The 21,379-nt window shown below is 39.3% G+C and carries 17 protein-coding genes; 16 read left to right on the top strand and 1 reads right to left on the bottom strand.

The features are described 5' to 3' along the window. Nucleotides 1-86 precede the first annotated feature (86 nt). From WAA20_RS13985 to WAA20_RS13945, 9 genes are all read left to right on the top strand, one after another. Nucleotides 87-749, top strand: a complete 663-nt coding sequence (locus tag WAA20_RS13985) for a GHKL domain-containing protein (RefSeq protein WP_073385530.1) — start codon at nt 87-89, stop codon at nt 747-749. A 209-nt stretch (nt 750-958) separates the two neighbouring features. Then, the gene (locus WAA20_RS13980) at nt 959-2,824 is read left to right on the top strand and encodes an ABC transporter ATP-binding protein (RefSeq protein ID WP_073385529.1); all 1,866 of its coding nucleotides are present in this window, start codon (nt 959-961) and stop codon (nt 2,822-2,824) included. Next, nucleotides 2,784-4,661, top strand: coding sequence for an ABC transporter ATP-binding protein (locus WAA20_RS13975; RefSeq protein WP_242951141.1), 1,878 nt, complete (start codon nt 2,784-2,786; stop codon nt 4,659-4,661). Before WAA20_RS13980 ends, WAA20_RS13975 begins: the two co-directional genes overlap by 41 nt. Before the next feature lie 271 nt (nt 4,662-4,932). Further along, nucleotides 4,933-6,507: a hypothetical protein gene (locus WAA20_RS13970; protein WP_073385527.1), complete on the top strand. Its 1,575-nt coding sequence runs from the start codon at nt 4,933-4,935 to the stop codon at nt 6,505-6,507. 98 nt (nt 6,508-6,605) lie between these two features. Then, entirely contained in the window at nt 6,606-7,748 is a 1,143-nt protein-coding gene (locus WAA20_RS13965) for a hypothetical protein (RefSeq protein WP_073385526.1), read from the top strand. 24 nt (nt 7,749-7,772) lie between these two features. Next, on the top strand, nt 7,773-9,389 hold the full coding sequence (locus WAA20_RS13960) for a hypothetical protein (protein WP_139263606.1): 1,617 nt from the start codon (nt 7,773-7,775) through the stop codon (nt 9,387-9,389). Nucleotides 9,390-9,616: 227 nt separating this feature from the next. Then, a complete protein-coding gene (locus WAA20_RS13955; protein WP_073385523.1) occupies nt 9,617-10,954 on the top strand; it encodes an O-acetylhomoserine aminocarboxypropyltransferase/cysteine synthase family protein in 1,338 nt (445 codons plus the stop codon). 263 nt (nt 10,955-11,217) lie between these two features. Next, a complete protein-coding gene (locus WAA20_RS13950) occupies nt 11,218-12,189 on the top strand; it encodes a hypothetical protein (protein ID WP_073385521.1) in 972 nt (323 codons plus the stop codon). Between the two features lie 167 nt (nt 12,190-12,356). Then, nucleotides 12,357-13,016 carry a dimethylsulfonioproprionate lyase family protein gene (locus tag WAA20_RS13945; RefSeq protein WP_167562654.1) on the top strand — a complete coding sequence of 220 codons (660 nt, stop codon included), beginning with the start codon at nt 12,357-12,359 and terminating at the stop codon, nt 13,014-13,016. 345 nt (nt 13,017-13,361) lie between these two features. Here the strand turns inward: WAA20_RS13945 and WAA20_RS13940 are convergent, their stop codons facing one another. After that, complete coding sequence (locus WAA20_RS13940) at nt 13,362-13,700, bottom strand: cupin domain-containing protein (RefSeq protein WP_073385518.1); 339 nt, start codon at nt 13,698-13,700, stop codon at nt 13,362-13,364. 178 nt (nt 13,701-13,878) lie between these two features. On the opposite strand from WAA20_RS13940, the gene WAA20_RS13935 reads away from it, so the two are divergent. The 7 genes from WAA20_RS13935 to WAA20_RS13905 all read left to right on the top strand — a co-directional run bounded on the left by WAA20_RS13935 (nt 13,879) and on the right by WAA20_RS13905 (nt 21,363). Next, nucleotides 13,879-15,345, top strand: coding sequence for a histidine kinase (locus WAA20_RS13935; protein ID WP_073385517.1), 1,467 nt, complete (start codon nt 13,879-13,881; stop codon nt 15,343-15,345). Then, nucleotides 15,330-16,070 carry a response regulator gene (locus WAA20_RS13930; RefSeq protein WP_073385516.1) on the top strand — a complete coding sequence of 247 codons (741 nt, stop codon included), beginning with the start codon at nt 15,330-15,332 and terminating at the stop codon, nt 16,068-16,070. Before WAA20_RS13935 ends, WAA20_RS13930 begins: the two co-directional genes overlap by 16 nt. A gap of 450 nt (nt 16,071-16,520) precedes the next feature. Continuing rightward, on the top strand, nt 16,521-17,666 hold the full coding sequence (locus tag WAA20_RS13925; protein ID WP_073385514.1) for a TRAP transporter substrate-binding protein: 1,146 nt from the start codon (nt 16,521-16,523) through the stop codon (nt 17,664-17,666). A gap of 146 nt (nt 17,667-17,812) precedes the next feature. Further along, nucleotides 17,813-18,343 (top strand): TRAP transporter small permease, encoded by a 531-nt coding sequence (locus WAA20_RS13920; RefSeq protein WP_073385512.1) that lies wholly within the window; start codon nt 17,813-17,815, stop codon nt 18,341-18,343. Further along, complete coding sequence (locus tag WAA20_RS13915; protein ID WP_073385511.1) at nt 18,340-19,641, top strand: TRAP transporter large permease; 1,302 nt, start codon at nt 18,340-18,342, stop codon at nt 19,639-19,641. The genes WAA20_RS13920 and WAA20_RS13915 overlap by 4 nt, the downstream gene beginning before the upstream one ends. A 109-nt stretch (nt 19,642-19,750) precedes the next feature. Next, a complete protein-coding gene (locus WAA20_RS13910; RefSeq protein WP_073385509.1) occupies nt 19,751-20,224 on the top strand; it encodes a hypothetical protein in 474 nt (157 codons plus the stop codon). Between the two features lie 68 nt (nt 20,225-20,292). After that, the gene (locus tag WAA20_RS13905; RefSeq protein WP_242951140.1) at nt 20,293-21,363 is read left to right on the top strand and encodes a TRAP transporter substrate-binding protein; all 1,071 of its coding nucleotides are present in this window, start codon (nt 20,293-20,295) and stop codon (nt 21,361-21,363) included. The last annotated feature ends 16 nt before the right edge of the window (nt 21,364-21,379 follow it).

Raw genomic sequence — 21,379 nt, 5'->3', positions numbered from 1 at the left:
ATCAGTAATATGTTTGATTTAGAATAGTTTTTGATTAAATTGCTGAAGATGACATCAATGAATCTGAGTACGAGTGGAATATCATTATGAATATTTTTACAAAAAAGATAGACAAAGAAATAGAAGTATACCAGCGCGAACTTGTAGAGACTCACTACAAAGAAGTTGATAACATGTACAGGAAAATGCGCGGCTGGAGGCATGACTACCGTAACCACATCCAGATGATGAAGGCTCTTGCGGCCAATAATGACATGGATGGGATCAAGGCGTATCTGGATCAGCTTGATACGGATCTTAATACTGTTGATACCGTTATCAAGACAGGTAATGCCATGGCGGATGCAATCCTTAACAGTAAGATATCTCTTGCTCAGTCCAAAGATATAAATGTTCAGGTGGATGCCCACATTCCTGTTAAGCTCAAAATGTCAGAACTTGACCTTTGCTGTATCATAGGCAATCTTTTTGATAATGCGATAGAGGCGAGTTTAGAGCTTCCTGCCTCCGAGCGCATTATCCGTGTATATATGGACATGAAGGGCACTCAGCTCTATATTTCTTTTACCAACTTTACAGCAGGTAAGAAGCTCAAGAAGATCGGTAAACTCTTTAGCACCACCAAAGGTGAAGGGCACGGTTTTGGCCTTATCAGAATTGACGGAATCGTAGAAAGGCTCGGCGGTTACCTTAGCAGGAACAGTGAAGACGGAGCGTTTACAACAGAGATTCTGATACCGCAAATGTAAGTAAAACACAAATTCATCCCCAGAATAAAGCAATTCATCCCCGAAGAAATTTGGGGATGTTTTTTATGCTATGATTACAATGTCAAAAGACATGTAGCGAATCAATCCGGAGAAAAAGCTGCGAAAACACAAAAATAGAATTAAAGAAAACAGAATCAAAATGATTCGGGCACCAAGAGATTAGAACGATAATAAATGGGGCGGTAATTATGGATAATAATACTGATAAAACGAAGGAAAACAAGAAAAAGCCAAAATATTCCATTCCAAGTAATATAGCATTCATGATAAGCAAAGCCTGGAACGGTCATAAGATAGTACTTGTCATCTGTCTTGCAACGGCTCTTACAACATTTGGTAAGAACGTAATTCAGATGCTTGTAGCACCATTGATCCTGCAGGTTGTTGAAGAGGGCGGAAGCTTTTCATCATTTGTGATAAGGGTGGCAGTATTTACACTTCTTATGATCTTCTTTGGCGGATTACTTGAGTATCTAAATGGTAACAGTCTGTTTGGAAGAGTCGGCACTAGAGCCGGCATTGTCATAGATCTGGAGCGGAAGCGCTGCACGACTTCATATCCCAATCTATATAATACCAAATTCATAGAGGCTTCTGAAAAAGCTTATGAAGCTGTTGGCGGCAATAATGCTGCTACTGAGGCTATCTGGGGGACGCTGGAAGGTCTTATTGCAAACAGTCTCGGATTTATCTTTTATCTGATACTGATATCTGGCCTTGATGTAAGGATAGCAGTTATTGTTACGGTGCTCACAATAATAGGATTTGTTGTTAATGCCAAGATTTCCAACTACAGCTACAAGCATAAGGAAGAAAAAGCGGAGATCGTTAACAAGCTGTTCTATTGTAATAATGTACTTAAGGATAGAAATTATGCAAAGGAGATCAAACTGTTTGGAGTAGCGAACTGGGCAGGTGATCTTTGGGAAAAGAATATGAAGCTTTTGGCAGTTTTTATCAATAAAAATCAAAAGCGTCTTTTCCTTGGAAATCTATTGGATGTGGTACTTACCTTTTTGAAAAATGCAGTTGCATATTATGTACTGATATTCATGGCAATAAGCGGAAAGATTACGTTGTCAGAGTTTCTCCTATATTCTGCGGCCGTTACAGGATATTCGGAGTGGGTTGGGGGAATCCTTAATCAGCTTCTTGAGCTTCATAAGCAGAGCATAGATCTTTCTATCTTACGCGAATTCATCGATTGGGAAGAACCTTTTAGATTTGAAGGCGGAAAAAAGGTACCTGAGGCTCCGTATGTTTTTGAATTAAGAAATGTTACTTATCGCTATCCTGAAGCTGATAAAGATACTATCAAAAATATGAACCTTAAGATTGAACCCAAGGAAAAGATAGCGATCGTAGGACTTAACGGCGCTGGAAAGACAACACTCATAAAGCTTCTTTCAGGATTCCTTGATCCGACTGATGGACAGGTACTTCTTAACGGAATTGATATAAGAGAGTTTAACAGGCAGGAATATTACGATATTTTCTCAGCGGTATTCCAGGAGTTTTCGGTTATTCCAGCTACGATAAAAGAAAACGTCACTCAGACAAATTCTGATTATGATGAAGATACACTTAAGGAAAGCCTTGAAAAAGCAGGCCTTTTAGAAAAGATAAACAGTCTTTCAAAAGGTATAGAGTCTCAGATAACAAGAAATGTATTTGAAGATGGCCTTGAACTGTCAGGAGGCGAAACACAAAGACTAATGCTTGCAAGAGTTCTTTACAAAGATTCTCCGATCATCCTTCTTGATGAACCGACAGCAGCGCTTGATCCTATAGCAGAGAACAACATCTACCTTCGCTATAACGAGATGACAGAAGGTAAACAGTCTGTTTTCATATCACACAGACTGGCTTCAACGAGATTCTGCAACAGGATCCTATACTTAGAGGATGGACAGATCAAAGAAGAGGGAACTCACGAACAGCTGATGGCTAAAGACGGAAAATACGCAGAAATATATGGTGTTCAGAGTAAATACTATAAAGAGGATGGCGACAATGAAGGATCAGATTTCGATGAAAACAGCGCTAGTGCGTGAATTTAAAGCTTTAAAAATCTGGAGCAGGTATTCAAAGGGTATGATAACACTGATCATAATATCAAAGCTCTTTTCAAAATTTTCTATTTATGTACCAATTGCTCTTACAGCAAGATTTATAAATATGATAGCAGCATCAGAGCCTGCAGAAGATATATCAAAAATGGTGCTTATAACACTCTTGATAACAGCAGGGCTTTCTGTAATATCTTCGTTACTGGCAAGACTTTTGGAAAAGCATAGAAATTATAATATACTATGGCAAATTGTCGAGAAAATTCTTGCAGACAAAAAGTCAAGTATGGACTATGTCGATGTTGACAGTCAAAAGATTGCAGATATGCAGGCGCAGATAGAGCAGAACATGAACTGGTCATCCTGGGGGCTGCTCCGTTCAATATACTGCTTGGAAAATCTACTTGATTCTGTACTTTCAATTATCTGCTGTCTTGCTTTATCAGTTAGTATGTTTGTACTACCTGTTACAAAAGTCAAATTTACTATTCTTAATAATCCGCTGATTGCTGCTTTGATAGTAGTACTTATGGTAGTTAATGCAACACTTTCCGGATACTTTTTTAGCTTCAGGCAGAAGGCATGGTCTGATTATTCGGATGAAGCAAGACTTGGAAACAGAAGATTTTCAGCCTATGGATGGTTTTCTCACGACCGTTCAAGGGCAGCAGATATAAGACTTTACAGACAGGATAAGATTACAACAAGTTATATGAGCAGCGGTGATATATTTACAGAAAAGTCTTCAATTGCTGAAAAGTTTATAGGTAAGGTAGGCATTCTTTCATCCCTCTCTGTTGTTTTTCAGAATATAATGGCCGGCATCATATACTTTTTTGTATGCGCCAAGGCATGGGCAGGAGCTTTTCCGATAGGCTCTGCTACTCAGTATATTGCAGCTGTTACAGGCGTCTTTTATGGAATAAACGGACTTATATCTCAGATTGAAGAATTAAAGAGTAACGGTAAGTTCCTAGAGGATACTTTTGAATTCTTAAGTCTCCCCAACAATATGTATCAGGGAAGTCTCACAACTGAAAAAAGGCGTGATAACAAGTATGAGATCGAGTTTAGAAATGTCTCCTTCAAGTATCCGGGTAGTGATGATTATGCACTTAGAAATGTAAATCTTAAGTTTAATGTTGGTGAAAAGCTGGCTATCGTTGGCATGAACGGATCCGGCAAGACAACTTTTATTAAGCTTCTCTGCAGACTTTATGATCCTACGGAAGGTACTATCTTCCTTAATGGAATCGATATCAGGAAGTACCGCTATGATGAGTACATGAATATCTTTTCTATAGTTTTCCAGGATTTCAAATTGTTTGCAATGCCGCTTGGTGAGAACGTTGCAACAAGCCATTCATATGATGAAGCTAAAGTTATGAAATGCCTGAGGGAAGCAGGCTTTGATGACAGATTTGATAAGATGCCCAAAGGCCTTAAGACACATCTTTACAAGGATCTGGATAAAGAAGGCGTTGATGTCTCCGGCGGCGAAGCTCAGAAGATCGCTATTGCAAGAGCTCTTTACAAGGATGCACCATTCATCATCCTCGATGAGCCGACTGCAGCTCTTGATCCTGTTGCAGAAGCAGAGATATATGAGAGATTCAACGACATGGTGGATGACAGAACAGCAGTATACATAAGCCACAGGTTATCTTCCTGCAAGTTCTGTGATGAGATAGCTGTGTTCCATGAAGGTCAGGTAATTCAGAAAGGGACTCACCAGGATCTTCTCAAAGATGAATCCGGCAAGTATTATGAACTCTGGAACGCCCAGGCCCAGTACTATACTGATGAAAAAGCTGTGTCATGAGGGGAGAAGTGGATTACTATTAGGAATATGGAACTGGTAAACGGATGTGTTTATCAGTTCTTTTTTTATTTACAGGTTTAGTATCGATCATTATTAGGCTGTTCATCCGGGAAAAATGTCATTTCGTCGGATTGTGAAGAAATAGAGCTAATGGTTATGTACAATAATGTGGGGAATTTAGGACTTGCTCATTTTTATACAACATATTATTTCAAGTCTTACAGTAGAGACTGCTTATAGAAACAAGGAATAGGTAATTAAATAGAGAACAATGAGAAAAAAGATACTATTGATATATGTCATATGTACATTTGCTATGACCGGATGCAGACTGACAATGCCCGGATCGGATGATTTAAGCCATGATAACCTTATGATAGATGAAACAAGTTCGTCAGATACTTCTATTGAAGATAATGATGATGGTTCGGCTGATGCCAGTAATAGTTTGATAGGGTCAGCAGACGATTTGCCTTGGGAATCACCTATGGCAGATTATGTTCCGGATTCACCGTATTCAAGTTATATCAGCTTTGTTAGTGGAAAAGTAATTACTAAATGGGATGATGAATATTTCTCTGATTATGTAACAGGAAAATATAAATATGCATGTTGTGATCTTAGCGGAGATGGAGTGCCAGAACTGGTTATATTGTACCAGGAAGGTGATAAAGAAAAGATAATAACATTTAGCTATGATGAAGAAGATGGAACAATATATGAGTCATTAAAACGAGGTTTTAATTCGGAATGTGATTATATTTCTAATAATGGCTTTGTACTTCTTTATGAATATGAAGATACAGACGGTAAAATTACTTGTGGAAAAACAGAAGATGAAAACTATATTCAGAGGATTCACGTTAAATTATCAAGAGGTTTTAATGATATAAGTGATTCAGCTTTTTTATGGGAAAGAGGAGCTGGAAGTAGTGAATATGAGGGACCTTCTGAAGAAATATATAATCGGGTCATGGAAATGGCAGAAGATCAGGTGACCCTATTTGACGGAGATAATCCTGAAGACATAATCCCTTATCTTGAAGAATGCGAAGAAAACTTTGAAAATTCATATGAATATTTCAAATTATTCAAGCAGCAGGGAAATGGTCTGTTTTATCGTAATAACTCTGATATTCCTGATAATGAATATAAAGATGCAGAGTCTGCATATGAGGCATTCATAAATGATGAAACATGTGTTAGATGTGAATATGTGAAAGAACCTTTTAATTCTGATTTTTCATATGTTTATGGGGATAAATATAATATGTCTTCCTTGTTTTATCCTGAATATTCTCAAACAATGGATTCTCATTTAATTGATTGTGGTAGTGATGGAAGCAAGGAACTTGTAGTAGATATTACAAGTACTTTGAGCCCGGAAACTATCGACTATTTATACGTTATTAGTTTTTATGAAGGACATCTGTATTTGAGATTTGCTGGACAGAGCAGCTCTCGGGCAAGGATTGATATAGGAGATGACGGCTATATTATTTATAGTGGAAGTTCAAGTGTAAATAGATGCGGAGTAGACGAAGCGTTCTTAGATAATAACATTGAATTTCATTATGTATATAAGTCAGATGAAGTAAGTAATGAAGGATTAAAAGACTTTTTCCCGGAAGCTTACGAAATATCTCCTGCTGGAGACGTTATGACTATCTATATCTATGATATAGATGGCAAAAAATACTATGTTCCGTATTTTTTTGAAGAAGTGACAGATGAAGAAGACTATTCTGATTTCATGAACGCATGTATTGAGTGCGGAATATCTTTCTCCTCACAGGAAGAAGTTGACGCCCTGATTGAGGAGAAAAAGGCTGAATATGGTTTCTGATTAGTGGCTTAATATCATCTAATAATGGCAGGGGTGAGCTAGTGTAGCCCCTGCTATTACTTGAGGTGTGTGAAGAGGTAAAGGGAGAATAAAGATTGATGGGAAATAATAAGAAAAGAAGGTGTTACATTACTGTAATTCTATTGGCAGTTTTGACTGTAGTATCAGGATGTAACAAGGTCAATGATTCGAATAAAGGCAGTGAAGCGAGTGCTAGAGCTGGTGCAAGTGATACAAATAGCAGCAATAATGCGACTGATGCAAACGCAAGTAATGGCGCTAGCGATGATGCTCAAACAATTGTAGACGATACTGCTATAAATGGTGATAATGACGCTGCTGAAGCAGATTCAGAAGTGACAACTGAGAATCAGTATGAAATATATAAAGAATATATTTCACCTAAGAAAAAGGATGAAATCCAGCTGGATAGTGAATCTGAAAGTCTGTATAAGGGATTCTTAAATGGAGATATTGAAGCTGAATATGCTTCAGATGGGGATATAACCAGAGCTTTATGCTTAGCAGAAGTGCTTACAGATGGAGAGAGCTATACATTAACAGAGATTGAAGAAAAATTGTGTGACGGATGTGAGTATGCTGAAGATTGGATATATGAAAATAATATATGTGAAGAATATATCGATCTTGGGCTGGATGGAACGTATGAATTAAAGACAGATATTGGTGCGGCCGCTTTTAACTTGACATTGGTTGTAAAAAATGTTGATGGACATCTAAAGATATGTTTTGCAGGAGATTCATGGGATAGTAGTTTTATCACAGTGTTATTTACGGGGGAAGTTTCTTTATTTAATAGAGAAAGTAATAGTGTTCACTCTGCTGAACAAGGATTTTTAGATGAAAATGGTAATTACAAATTTTGGAACAGATCAAAAGAGGAAGGATTTCATATAGGCGAAACTGGTGATCTTTACTATAATGATCAGTTTATTGGTTCAGGAATAGGATTATATGTAATCGAAATAAGTTTTGATACAGAAGCAGTAGAACCGTACTATTATGTATATATTGTTGATATAGATAATAATACCTTGGAAGAAGAGAATTCTAATCCTCAAGATCCTTATAATCTGGCGAGAGCTGCACTTGAGGCGGAAGGAAAAAATGCTATAACGATGGATGAATTACAGATACTTCAGGATGAGAAGCGTCAGGAAATAGGTTTTGACGACAAGCTGTACTATTATGGAGATGAACTTAAACCAGATGAAGAATAAAAAGAATTATTCATAAATTCTTGGATGAAGATTTTGATTATTTCAGCTAGAGGATTAAATGATTTGACAATGAGAAAAAAGATACTATTGATATATGTTATATGTACATTTGCTATGACCGGATGCAGACTGACAACATCCGGGGCGGATGATTCAAGCCAAGATAACAGCCTTAGCATGGATGAATCGAGTTCGTCTGATTCTTCTATAGAAGATAGTGATGATAGCTCGACAGATTCCAGTAATGGTTTGATAGGGCAAGCAGATGATTTGCCTTGGGAATCTCCAATGTCAGATTATGTTCCTGAGTCACCTTTTTCCCAATATATCGAATTCGTAAAAGGAGAAAAAACTACAAAATGGGATGATAATCATTTCTCAGACTATATATTAGGAAAATATAAATATGTTTGTTGTGATATTAGCGGAGATGGAGTACAAGAACTAATAGTTTCATTTAATACTGATGATGCAGAAAGACTGATAGCCTTTAGTTACAATGGTGAAGAAGATACTATTTATGTGGTTTTAGACCAAGATACTAATTCTGAATATGATCGTATTTCAAAAAATGGTTTTGTACTTGTAAATATATATAAAGATGAATCAGGTAACATGATTAGTGGAAAGACCGATGAGGTATCTTGTACTCAATGGATAGATGCAGTAATGACAGATGGGTACAATCATGGGTATGCTGACTATGTTTATGAATGGAAAAGAGAGGCGGGAAGTAGTGAGTTCGAAGGCCCATCTGAAGAAATTTACGATCAGATAATGGAAATGGCAGATGATCAGGTAACATTATATGAAGGTGTGAATCCTGAAGACATGATTCCTTATCTTAAAGAATGTGAAGAAAATTTTGAGAATTCATATGAAGATTTCAAATTATTCAAGCAGCAGGGAAATGGTCTGTTTTATTGCAATAACTCTGATGTTCCTGATAATGAATATAAAGATGCAGAGTCTGCATATGAGGCATTCATAAATGATGAAACATGTGTTAGATGTGAATATGTGAAAGAACCTTTTAATTCTAATTTTTCATATGTTTATGGGGATAAATATCATATATCTTCCTGGTATGTTCCTGAATACTCTGAGAGTGTGGAAACTCGCGAGCTTGATTGCGGTAGTGATGGCAGTAAGGAACTATTGATAGACATTACTAGTACAACAGCTATAGATAATGTGTATGTCATCAGTTTTTATGAAGGTCATTTATACTTGAGATTTACTGGAGAGAGTAGCGCACGTTCACGTTTTGATATTGGAGATGACGGATATATTTATTCTAGTGGAAGTTCGAGCGCATATACTTCTGGAGAAAAGGAAGCGTTCTTTGATTCTAATGTTGATTTTCACTTTATATATGTGTTACACGTGGTAAGTAGTGAAGATTTAGAAGAGTATTTCCCTGAGGCATTCGAAATATCTGGTGCTGGAGAAGGTTCGACAATATATATCTATGAGATAGATGGCGAAGAGTATTATGTTCCTTATTCTTTGTGGGAACCAGCGGATGAAGAAGATTACACTGATTTCATGAACGCATGTATTGAGTGCGGAATATCTTTTTCCAAACAAGAGGAAGTAGATGCCTTGATTGAAGAGAAAAAGGCGGAGTACGGTTTCTGATCGATTTCTTCAGGACTGAGGCTCTACTCTAATACATAGGAACTATAGCTGAACACATAGCGATAGTTCAGTAATATAGCCAAAAGCAATACCAAGCTATAGCTAAAATCTATAGCTACAGGTATTGCTTTTTATTTTGATGGGGCGTATTATTCATTTAACAGTTAATCCTACCGAAACGGTATGAAAAGTATGAATATAGAAAACGGCAAGAGGAGGACATGGTTATGAGCAATATCAAATCTATTGAAAAAGAAGAGAACTGGGGAATAGGAACTAAGTGCATACAGTCAGGATACAGACCAGGGATCGGAGAGCCAAGAGTTCTTCCTATCTACCAGTCTACTACATATAAATACGAGGACCTTGATCAGGTTGAGCGACTTTTTTCACTGCAGGAAAGCGGTAATAAGTATTCAAGAACAGGCAATCCTACATTGAATGCGTTAGAAGCTAAGGTTGCAGCACTTGAAGGCGGAGTTGGAGCTCTTACAACAGCTTCCGGTCAGGCAGCAGTATTCCTTGCAATATCCACTATAGTTCAGGCGGGCGATCACATCGTAGCATCCAACGCTATCTACGGCGGAACATATACACTTCTTGATGTAAGACTCAGAAAGCTTGGCATAGAGACAACTTTCGTTGATCCCGAAGCTCCAATAGAAGAGCTGAGAAAAGCATTTAAGCCTAACACCAAGATCGTCTATGGCGAAACGCTTGGCAATCCGGCACTTGGAATTCTGGACTTCGACAAATTCTCAGCACTTGCTAAAGAGTTTGATGTTCCATTCCTTGTTGATAACACTCTGGCAACACCATTCTTAAGTAAGCCTATAAAGCACGGAGCTGACATTGTTATCCATTCAGGAACAAAATATATGGACGGACATGCAGTTGCCCTTGGCGGAATAATAGTAGACGGCGGAACCTACAACTGGGCTAACGGCAAGTTCCCTGACTTCGTAGAACCGGACGAGCAGTATGCTAATACATCATATACAGGAAAGTTTGGCAACAAGGCATTCATCACCAAGGCAAGAGCCCAGTACTTAAGAGATTACGGCCCAGTACTCAGCCCTCTTAATGCATTCCTTATAAACCTTGGCCTTGAATCACTTCACTTAAGAGTACCAAGACATTCAGACAATGCGCTTAAGCTCGCCAAGTTCCTTCAGAATAACGAAGCAGTTAACTGGGTCAACTATCCAGGCCTTGAAGATAACAAAAATCATGAGAGAGTGAAAAAATATTTTGACTATGACGGAGCAAGCGGAGTACTTACCTTCGGACTTAAAGGCGGAAGACAGGCTATAAAGACTTTCTTTGCATCCCTCAAAGTAGCTGCACTTGTAGTACACGTAGGAGATGCAAGAACATCAGTCCTTCACCCCGCAACCAGCACTCATTCCCAGATGAGCCCCGAAGACAGACTCAAAGCAGGCATTCCTGAAGACATGATCAGAGTCTCAGTCGGAATCGAAGACGCAGATGACATTATCGCAGATTTTGCACAGGCAATTAATAAAGCAGTAAATATAAGCGAAGTAGAGCAGAAAGCGGTTTGACTTAAACTCGTTGTACCAATAGACAAGTACTTTCAACTGAATTCAGACCTCCGGCAAATAGATACAAATGCCGATTTTGAAAATGTTCCTGATTTTTGTTAGGGGGTTAGGAGCGAAAGTACAGCGTGTTTACGACAGCGGATAACCCCCTTACAAAAATCAGGAACATTTTCACATGAGGCATTTGTATCTATTTGCCGGAGGCCTGAATTCAGGGCGAAAACCCTAATACAACGAGCTTATGAAGCATTTTGGAGGACGGTATGAATATTGAAGTTGATATAAAGAAATACTTTGAGTTAAAAAATGATACAGATCATATAAAGGATAAAGTTGACATCTCAGTTGAGTCTCACGCTTATCTGCCTCAGGTCGAAGATGTTAAGAGCGACTGGCTGTCATTTGTATCAGTTCCTGCATTTAAGATTGCAAGAAAGGAAAACGGTAAGGACTTTGATTCCTTCCTTTCCCTTGGAACAGGCTCCGGCCTTGACGTTCTTGCAGGTGCAGAGATACTGGGCGCCCAGACCCTTGGCTTTACAGACCTTCAGAAAAGCGTTGTAGATATAGCAAGGCAAAATGTAGAAAAAGGCCTTAAACAAAATGACTCTTACAATCTCCTTAGCGGCGCAGGCGACCTCTTTGCTCCATTTGCAAACGAGACAGAACCTGAAAAGCGTCCGAAGTTCGACGTCATATACGAGAACCTCCCGAACGTGCCGCTGACAGATGACAAGGAAGTAACAGACAGCCGCAACAGTGGTCATTATCTTGAAAAAAGAGTCGAAAGGATCCCTTCTGAGGTTCACGAAGACATGCTGGATCTTCACTATCTGGCACTGGTTCAGTCCGGTGAATACCTTACAGATAACGGATTTGTCTTCTCTCTGATGGGTGGAAGAGTACCTCTTAGTTCTTTTATCAGACTTGGAGAACAGGCCGGGGTTAAGTCCGAGATCTATACCTATCAGTGGAAGGTTCAGGCTGAGCCATTAGACGTTATCGGCGGCTATGCCCAGCAGGAAAAAGAGGGATTTGGCCCCTTCATCTTCTACAGAGCAGAGGATCTTGAGAAAGCATTTGAAGGCGTAAGTGTAGAAGAGTCCGGAAAGAAAGCTTTTGAAATTGAGAAGTCCTTGGAAGATAAGAGACTTACTGCAACACAGGCTTTTGAAATCTGGAAAAACGGAGGCACTATCGGACACACAGTTGTCGTGCTTAAATCACATGTATAAAGAAATCCCAGATTAAGAAAATACTGAATTAAGCGATACTGGATCAAGCGATAACGAATCAATAAATACTAAGGCAGAGATCTTGATTAAGATATGTTAAGTCAAGAAATATTTGATCAACATATCTTGAATCAGAAATGTTCAATCAAAATATACGGAATCAAGATATGGTAAATCAAAGTATACTAAGTCAAGACATATTAAATCAAAAGATAATAACTATAATCGGCGAAGCATTTAAGCTTCTTAATAATCAAGGAGATCTTTTGGATGGTTATGCGTCAGATGTAAGTATACCAAAAGACGATATAAGTAAAGAAATAGCAAAGGTGACATCATTAGTCATTCCGGATCAGGTCGAGCCCTTTGAAAAGAGCTCATCCCCTCTTATTCAGTATGTAAGGTCATCTACCCTACATGGGAATACTGAAACGGAGCCTTTGCTGGATTTAATAAAAGAAGTGGCAGACTACCTTCCATGGAAATACAACTATGAAGATCGAAGTGACCTCGGTTCCTACTTGGGCTGGGCCGAACTCATCGGCCCCGAAGCTCCCTTTAGAACCTCTGAATACTGCCTCGGCTTTACTCTTATATCCCCCAACACACTCTATCCCGAACACAAGCATCCAGCTACTGAACTTTATAAAGTCCTATCAGGAACATCAGATTGGACCCTCGAAGGAGTTACAACTCCAAGATCTCCAGGAGACATTATACTACATCCATACAATAGAGTTCATAAAATGGAGACACATGAAGAAACACTATTAGCTCTTTATACCTGGACTGGGAATGACGTGGTTACATTGTCGACATATACATAACATCGTACATATAAGAAAACATCGATACTTTGAATATTCCTGAGGATGGCCGTTGATAAATGATTTGGTTGTCTTTGAAAATTATATATTAAATTCAAGAGCTTGATAGATGGAATGATATATTCTGTTTGGGATTCATTGTCTGAGCGTAGCGAGTTTATGAATCCCAGAATATATCATTTCAGATATCATGCCTTGAATTTTATATAATTTTCATGACAACCAAATCATTTATCAACGGCCATCCTCAGGAATACGCCAAAGCCCTTGCTTTTTTTACAAGCAAAGGCTTTTATTGTTGTCTAAAACATGTTATTAATAAATTGAAATATGAGGTATGGGGGATTAGTCGTTAACGAAATCTTCACGGTATGGGGCAAAGATATCTAAAAGGATTCCCTCTTCAAGGCATACGCAACCATGCTCAACGCTGTCTGTCTTAAGAAGTGTGTCGCCTTTTTCTACAATGTGTTTTTCACCCTCAATTTCAAACTCAAACTTACCGCTTACCACGTAAGTTATCTGAGTATGAGGATGGTGATGAAGGGCTCCCACAGCGCCTTTTTCAAAATGATTCTCAACAGTCATTACATCGCCGCTGTAAGCCAGAACACGTCTCACTACGCCATTGCCAAGATCCTGAGCAATTGCATCCTTGTGATAAACCCATCTATCATTTTTCATACTATACCTCCGTTGTGTTTACTTTTATTATGATATGCTATCAATATATAAGCATAGTTATAAATAATATAAAAGGGAAAATCTGAACTATTTATACTGAAGATATACTCCTGATTTACTATTGATAATTATAAATTATTAACTGCCTTCCACGGGCACCGACTAACAAAGAAACAATATGAAGAATCTGTGGCTTAAACTCTCAATTGAAAGAAAGACAAGAATCTACTCACTTACCATCATTGTGTTGATCGTTGCGGTAGGTGTTTTTAACATGTTCATAATTGGCGGTTCCATCAAAGAGCTTGGAACCGTTCTTTCAGACCTCACCAAGTGCGTTAATGTCCAGACTGCTTTTGAAGAAGAGAACGATGCTTTTGAAAAATACATGCGAAGCGATATAGACGTTAACCGCGAAAACTACGAAAAAGCCTGCCTTCACACAAGAGCATGCATTACAGCTCTTCCCTACATTTACAGCATGATTGGCCCTGAGAGATATGCAAGGACCTGGAGGATCATGAACGCCTATGACTACTATGAATCCCAGAGAGATGAAGTCATTGAAGAGATACTAAATGGCGAGCTCAATCAGAAAATCTACGACCTTTATGATATGCAGGATAACATCAATTCTTACATTCAGGATCTTACCAGGATCACTGTCAAAGACGGCAGCGCTCTTTATTCCAAAAAGGTTACACTTATCGACAGACTTCCCCTTGCTCTTGTGATTATCAGTACTATAGGTCTTTTTCTGACAATAGCTTTTGGAAGAGTGCTGTCAGCGACTGTTACAAGGCCTCTTAAGAAGCTGGCGGAAGGTGTTCATGATATCTCTGAGAAAAAATTTGATTCGCCTGACATAAAGGTGTCGAATAAGGATGAGATCGGAGAACTTGTAGATACCTTCAATATCATGAAGCACGCCATGTCCGAGCACATCACTACCCTTCATGAAAATCAGGAGCTTACGGAACGTGTCCATAAAGAAGAAATGGAAAAGGTCGAGATAGAAAAGCAGCTCAACCTTGCAAGACTGGACCTTCTTCAAAGCCAGATCAATCCGCATTTTCTTTTTAATACCCTTAATGTAATATCCGGCATGGCAGAACTTGAAAATGCAGATACGACCCAGAAGATGATAACCAGCCTTTCACATCTTTTCAGATACAACCTTAGAACCAGTTCCCAGTTTGTATCCCTGTCTCAGGAGATAAGCATTGTTGACGACTATATGTATCTCCAGAAGATGAGATTCGGATCAAGACTTATGTATACCAAAAATATATCGGAGGAACTTGATACAAACAGTATCACAGTCCCTGCTTTTCTGCTTCAGCCTGTTGTTGAGAATTCCGTCGTTCATGGAATTGCTCACATGGAAGAAGGTGGAAGAATAGAACTTTCGGCCTGGAAAGAAGATGATGCGCTCTACATAAGCGTTATGGATACCGGAGCAGGAATGCCCAAGGATAAGGTTGATGAGCTTAATGCAAAGTCAATCTCTGTAACCCAGGAACATACAGGCATCGGACTTTTTAATGTTCAAAAGAGGATAAACAGTCTGTATACAAATAGTAAAGTTATAGTTGACAGTACTCAAGGAAAAGGAACAACGGTGACCATATGTATAAGATCCTGATCGCAGATGATGAAATGATAGAACGAATGGTTCTTCGCAAAAAACTTATAGACAACTTTGGAGATAGCTGCGAGATAACAATTGCAGAGAATGGAAGAGAAGTCGTTGATAAGTACGAGCAAAAAGGCGCAGACCTTCTGATCCTCGATATCGAAATGCCCGGCATGAACGGCCTCGACGCCGCCAAAGCCATAAGAAAGATGGGGAGTGAGTGCAGCATAATCTTCCTCACCGCCTTCAACGAATTCGACTACGCCAGACAGGCAATATCTGTCCACGCTTTAGAATACCTCTTAAAACCCTGCGATGAAAAAGAACTTGTTCTCTCCGTAGAAGAAGCCATAAGAGTAAGTAAAAATCACGATTCAAGGCGTCTTCTGGAACTCTGCGAAGCCAGTGCCAGAACCCAGGCAAGCACAGCTGATGCGATCCTAAAATACATCGAAAGAAACTATAGTGAAGAACTCTCCGTACAAGTTATGGCAGAAAAATTCGCTTATTCGGAAGTTTACTTTTGCAGACTTTTTAAGCAGCATTTCGGTGAAAGTTTCATAAGCTTTCTTACCAACTATAGAATTAAGAAGGCTGTGGAGTTATTAAAGACAACTAAAATGAGCGTAAAGGATATAGGTAAAAATGTAGGTTATGAAGATTCTAACTACTTTACTAAGGTATTTAAAAGAGTTATGAAAGTTCTGCCTAGTGAATATCGACAAAGTACTTGAAGATTCCTGGGGATGGCAGTTGATAAATGATTTTAAGACCTTTGAAAAATATATAGAATTCAAGAGCTTGATAGATGGATATTTATATTCTTTTCAGGGTCCGCATGCCCCCGCGAAGCGAGTTTCGGACCCTAGAATATAAATATCCAGATATCATGCCTTGAATTCAATTTATTTTTCATGGTCATAAAATCATTTATCAACTGCCATCCCCAGGAATCTTCTCTGCTATTGTGTATATTGTACATAAATACCTTCTGTATATTGTTTATATTATACGTAATTTAAAATTCTGGTTAAGATTTTACTATCTGATGTAAAAATATTGCTATTTTTGGCCTTTTTTTCCGCTTATATAATGTGCTTGTAAACAATAAATAAGTTACAGAAAAACGGAGTTTATAAGGAAACTCTCAATTCTGTAACCGATCATAGGCGGGAGGGAAGACCATGAGAAAAAAACTTTTTAGTGCTTTAATGAGCGCATCTATCGCAGTAGCAATGATGTCCGGCTGCGGACTTAATGCACCTGCAGAGACTGGCGCTGGTGCTACACAGGACACCGCTCAGGACACCACTCAGGAAGTTAAAGAGAGTACTGAAGATACAGGTGCCAGTGAAACAGGTTCTGAGTATGAAGTTAACGAAGCTGCAGCAGCTGATCCTGCTGTAACACTTACAATGGCAGAGGTTAATCCACTTGATGGAACAATCTGCGGTGCCATGGATATGAAATTCAAAGAAGCAGTAGAAGCCATGTCTGGCGGTTCTATTACTATCGATCTTCAGGGCAGTGGTGTTCTTGGCGTTGAAGCAGACATCCTTGATGGTATGCTTGGCGGAACAGGAACAGTTGATATCTGCCGTATTTCAGCATTTGCTCTTAATTCATATGGTTGTGACAAGGCAACACTTCTTTCACTTCCTTATACTTTCCAGGATAGAGATCACTTCTGGACGTTCGCTAATTCTGAACTTGCTCAGGATTTCCTGAATCAGTCTTCAGAGCTTGGCCTTGGTGTTAAGGGTCTTTACTATGGCGAAGAAGGATTCCGTCATTTCTTCACAGTATCTGATAAGCCTATTTCTTCACCTGATGATATGAAAGATATGAAGATCCGCGTATCTAATGACCCTGTTATGACAGCTATGGTTGAGAACCTTGGTGCAACACCTTCACCTGTATCTATGGCAGAGATCTATCCATCCATGCAGAATGGTACTATCGATGGCGCAGAGCAGCCAACAGTTAACTATCAGTCAAACTCTTTTGACGAAGTAGGTCCTAACCTTACACTTGATGGACATACACTTGGCGCTATGATGACTATCATTACAGAGAAGTCATGGGGCGAGCTTACAGAGAATCAGCAGCAGGTAATCCTTGATGCAGGCAAGATCGCTTCTGATTACTGCAGAGAAGTTTCAGAGCAGAAGGAAGAAGCAGTTCTTGAGCAGCTCAAGGCTGATGGCCGTAACATAATCGAAGTTACAGATAAGACACCTTGGCAGGAAGCATGTAAACCAATCGTAGAACAGTATGCTACAGGAGATCTTGCAGATATCTATCAGCAGATTCTCGATATGGCTAAATAATTGAAACAGTATTTACTAAAAATATAGTTCACGGCCTCGGAATCTTGATGAGTTATGCTCTTTGAAAAGATTATGACTTAGGTAATTCCGGGGCCCGTGTGCTGTTTTGTATACAGTAGTTCGCAGTTTATGATTGGGGGTTATATATGCCTGGATTTTTTATAACACTTAGAAAAGTAGAACCCGTATATCAGCTTGTTTACAAGATATTTCTGAACATTTGTAAAGCTTTGCTGGTTGCGGATATTCTGATAACAAGCTGGATCGTTCTGGCTCGTTATATTAAAGTGATTCCTGCTCCAAACTGGGGCGAGGAGCTCATACTTACTCTTATGGCTTATATGGCAGTTTTGTCAGCATCACTTGCCATAAAGAGAAACGCACACATCAGGATGACATCTTTTGACAGATATCTTCCTAAAAATCTCATCATCGCACTTGACCTTTTGGCAGATATAGCAGTTCTTATCCTTGCTATCATCATGCTTGTTGTTGGCTGGAAGTACGCACTTTCAATAGGAGCTAAGGGCTCATATATCAGTATGCCCTGGCTGTCTAAATTCTGGATGTATTTCCCGATTCCACTTGCAGGTGTAGCTATGATCTTCTTTGAAGTGGAAAGAATTGTTCTTGATTTCGAAAGATTTTTTGTTAAGGAAAAGGAGGATAAGGCATGACTATAAATACTACAGCTATCGCCATCCTGCTTATCAGCTTTCTGGTAATGGTATTTTTGAGATTTCCGATTGCTTATTCAGTTGCTATATCATCTATACTGTGTCTTGCTTATCAGGGGCTTCCCCTTGCAACACTTTCACAGCAGATGATCAAAGGCATCAGTTCTTTTTCACTTATGGCGGTTCCGTTTTTCATCACCATGGGTGTACTTATGGGATCGGGCGGTATCTCGGAAAAACTTTTAAATCTTGCAGATGCCTGCGTAGGATGGATGACAGGCGGACTAGCAATGGTTAATATCGTAGCTTCCTATTTCTTTGGCGGAATATCAGGATCTGCAGCAGCTGATACAGCTTCTCTTGGATCACTTGAGATCCCGATGATGGTAGACAGAGGCTACGACAAGGATTTCTCTACAGCAGTTACGATCTCATCTTCAGTAGAGGGTATGCTTGTTCCACCTTCTCACAACATGGTCATCTATGCGACAACAGCCGGCGGCCTTTCAGTTGGAGCCTTGTTCCTTGCAGGCTATCTTCCTGGAGCACTTCTTGCTGTATGTCTTATGATCGGATCATATATCATTTCTAAAAAAAGACATTATCCAAAGGGCGAAAGATTCAGCATTGGTAGACTTTGGAAGGAATTCACCACTTCTATCTGGGCCCTTTCTGCAATACTTATTGTAGTAGTCGGAGTTGTAGCCGGTGTATTTACAGCTACAGAATCAGCGGCTATTGCTGTTATCTACTCACTTCTTGTAAGTGTTTATGTTTACAAGGGAATTACATGGAAAGGAGTATGGAAAGTAATCGATTCCTGTATTGATACTTTATCTATAGTTTTGATACTTATAGCAACATCCAATGTATTCGGTTACTGTCTTACAACTCTTCATGTTCCGGAGCTCGCAGCCAGAGCTATAACGGGAGTATCAAGGAATCCATATGTGATTGCCCTCCTTTTGAATTTGATACTTCTGATACTTGGTATGATCATGGATATGGCACCTATTATCCTGATCTCAACACCAATCCTTCTTCCTATCGCAACCGCTATTGGTATCAATCCTATACAGTATGGCATCATGCTGGTACTCAACTGCGGTATCGGACTTCTGACTCCACCTGTCGGAGCAGTTCTGTTCATAGGTTCAGCTATTGCTGAAGAGCCCATGGAGAAGGTAGTTAAGGCCGAGCTTCCATTCTATGTGATGATGATAATCGCACTTATCCTCATTACATTCATTCCTGCGATAAGCCTCATAATACCTCAGCTTCTTGGCTATACTTTGTAGGAAAAAAACTTTGGACCCTTTGCTGTCACAGGCAGAGGGCCTTATCGATACTTTTTGTATGTCGTTGATTAATGCTGCATAATACGGTTATTATAAAAGGGGGAAGCAAATGAAATATGAGTATAAGTATAGAAATACTGCGGGGGATTTCTTCTTTTTCAATATGACTAACATCTACAGCCAGTGGACTGCACTTGTAAATATCATATTCACTGCAGCTATGGTAGTTCTTATTGCAAGCAGATGGAGCGATTCTCATATTTTTTTCCAAGGTATAATGGTTGTTGGACTGCTTTTGTTCCCTGTAATTCAGCCTGTATGTATATATTTGAAGTCTTCTAGGCAGGCGGAAAGTACATCTTGTGATACTGAGCTTTGTTTTGATGAAGCAGGTATGCATATTAGAGTTCAGAATCACAATCAGCTGATAAAATGGAAAGATTATAAAGCTACTGTTAACAGGCCTTTTGTGCTGGTTCCTGTGCCTGATGGGAAGCATGCATATATACTTACTGAAAGGATTTTAAAGGGACAGCATAGGGATCTTTATGAATTCATAAACGGAGCAAGTAGTAGGAATTGACTTTGTAGATGAGATCATAAACTAAGTAGGAATTGACTTTTGAGATAAGATCTTAAACGGAGCAAGTAGTGGCAGGAAGAGATTTTGTTAATAAGATCATATATAGAATAGTCTGCGTAGCTATAGCAGTTACGCTTATTGTTATGTGCATTCCAGGGTGCGGAAGTAGCAGTTCAAAAGAAGATATAGCCCCTGAATATCAGACTATCTGCGAAGAGTATAAGGATGTAAGCCCTAAGTATGTGTTCTCATATGCTGAGAATCAGGCCAAAGACTATCCGACTTCTCTTGGCGCTATCAGGTTCGCCTACCTTGTACATCAAAAGTCCAAGGGCCGTATTCAGATAAGGGTTTATACGGATTCCGAACTCGGCGACGAACCTGACCTTGTAAGAGAACTTACAAGAGGCGGACTTGATTTTATCAGAGCATCCATGTCAGGTCTTACTGAGTACAACTCTGAAGCCAATGTCCTTGTCATGCCTTATTTGTACAAAGATGCAGACCATATGTGGAAGGTCCTTGATGGTGATATTGGGCAGGAGATAATGGATTCTTTTGAAGGAACGGGGATGGTTCCTTTGTCCTGGTATGATGCAGGCGTCAGGAATTTCTATTCAAGCGAGCCGGTACATACCTTAGAAGATATCAGCGGCAAGGTCATACGTATTCAGGAGTCTGACATTATGGAGGATATTATCACAGACCTTGGTGCTGTTCCGTATCCGACTATGTTTGATGAGGTATATTCGGCTCTTCAGACAGGGCGTGTCGATATGGCTGAGAATAACCTCTCAAGCTATGAATCCATGGAGCATTATAAGGTGGCGCCTTATTATATCGTCGATGAACATACAAGGATTCCTGAGCTCCAGCTTATATCCCAGACAACCTACGATAAGCTTACCGACGAGGAAAAAGAGATAATTACCTCCTCCGCACAGGAGTCAGCTTTGTACGAAAGAGAGCTCTGGAAGGAGAGGGAAGAAGTATCAAGGAAACGTGTCATTGAAGGCGGCTGCGAGATAATTTATCTTTCAGATAATGAAAAGGAGCGATTCAGGAAAGTAATCGAGGGCGTTTACAGTAAGTACTGCGGCGATTACATGGATTTGATCGAAAGAATACAGAAGTACTGAGATATATAGTATTTAA

The organism is Butyrivibrio fibrisolvens (assembly GCF_037113525.1).
Lineage (GTDB): Bacteria > Bacillota > Clostridia > Lachnospirales > Lachnospiraceae > Butyrivibrio > Butyrivibrio fibrisolvens.
Note: the sequence above shows the minus strand (reverse complement) of the source record. Positions and strands in the feature narration are given on the sequence as shown.

Bases quoted from the DNA above. Each gene is read 5' to 3' on its own strand.
- WAA20_RS13985 (WP_073385530.1), top strand. From the start codon at position 87: ATGAATATTTTTACAAAAAAGATAGACAAAGAAATAGAAGTATACCAG.
- WAA20_RS13980 (WP_073385529.1), top strand. From the start codon at position 959: ATGGATAATAATACTGATAAAACGAAGGAAAACAAGAAAAAGCCAAAA.
- WAA20_RS13975 (WP_242951141.1), top strand. From the start codon at position 2,784: ATGAAGGATCAGATTTCGATGAAAACAGCGCTAGTGCGTGAATTTAAA.
- WAA20_RS13970 (WP_073385527.1), top strand. From the start codon at position 4,933: ATGAGAAAAAAGATACTATTGATATATGTCATATGTACATTTGCTATG.
- WAA20_RS13965 (WP_073385526.1), top strand. From the start codon at position 6,606: ATGGGAAATAATAAGAAAAGAAGGTGTTACATTACTGTAATTCTATTG.
- WAA20_RS13960 (WP_139263606.1), top strand. From the start codon at position 7,773: ATGAAGATTTTGATTATTTCAGCTAGAGGATTAAATGATTTGACAATG.
- WAA20_RS13955 (WP_073385523.1), top strand. From the start codon at position 9,617: ATGAGCAATATCAAATCTATTGAAAAAGAAGAGAACTGGGGAATAGGA.
- WAA20_RS13950 (WP_073385521.1), top strand. From the start codon at position 11,218: ATGAATATTGAAGTTGATATAAAGAAATACTTTGAGTTAAAAAATGAT.
- WAA20_RS13945 (WP_167562654.1), top strand. From the start codon at position 12,357: ATGGTAAATCAAAGTATACTAAGTCAAGACATATTAAATCAAAAGATA.
- WAA20_RS13940 (WP_073385518.1), bottom strand. From the start codon at position 13,700: ATGAAAAATGATAGATGGGTTTATCACAAGGATGCAATTGCTCAGGAT.
- WAA20_RS13935 (WP_073385517.1), top strand. From the start codon at position 13,879: ATGAAGAATCTGTGGCTTAAACTCTCAATTGAAAGAAAGACAAGAATC.
- WAA20_RS13930 (WP_073385516.1), top strand. From the start codon at position 15,330: ATGTATAAGATCCTGATCGCAGATGATGAAATGATAGAACGAATGGTT.
- WAA20_RS13925 (WP_073385514.1), top strand. From the start codon at position 16,521: ATGAGAAAAAAACTTTTTAGTGCTTTAATGAGCGCATCTATCGCAGTA.
- WAA20_RS13920 (WP_073385512.1), top strand. From the start codon at position 17,813: ATGCCTGGATTTTTTATAACACTTAGAAAAGTAGAACCCGTATATCAG.
- WAA20_RS13915 (WP_073385511.1), top strand. From the start codon at position 18,340: ATGACTATAAATACTACAGCTATCGCCATCCTGCTTATCAGCTTTCTG.
- WAA20_RS13910 (WP_073385509.1), top strand. From the start codon at position 19,751: ATGAAATATGAGTATAAGTATAGAAATACTGCGGGGGATTTCTTCTTT.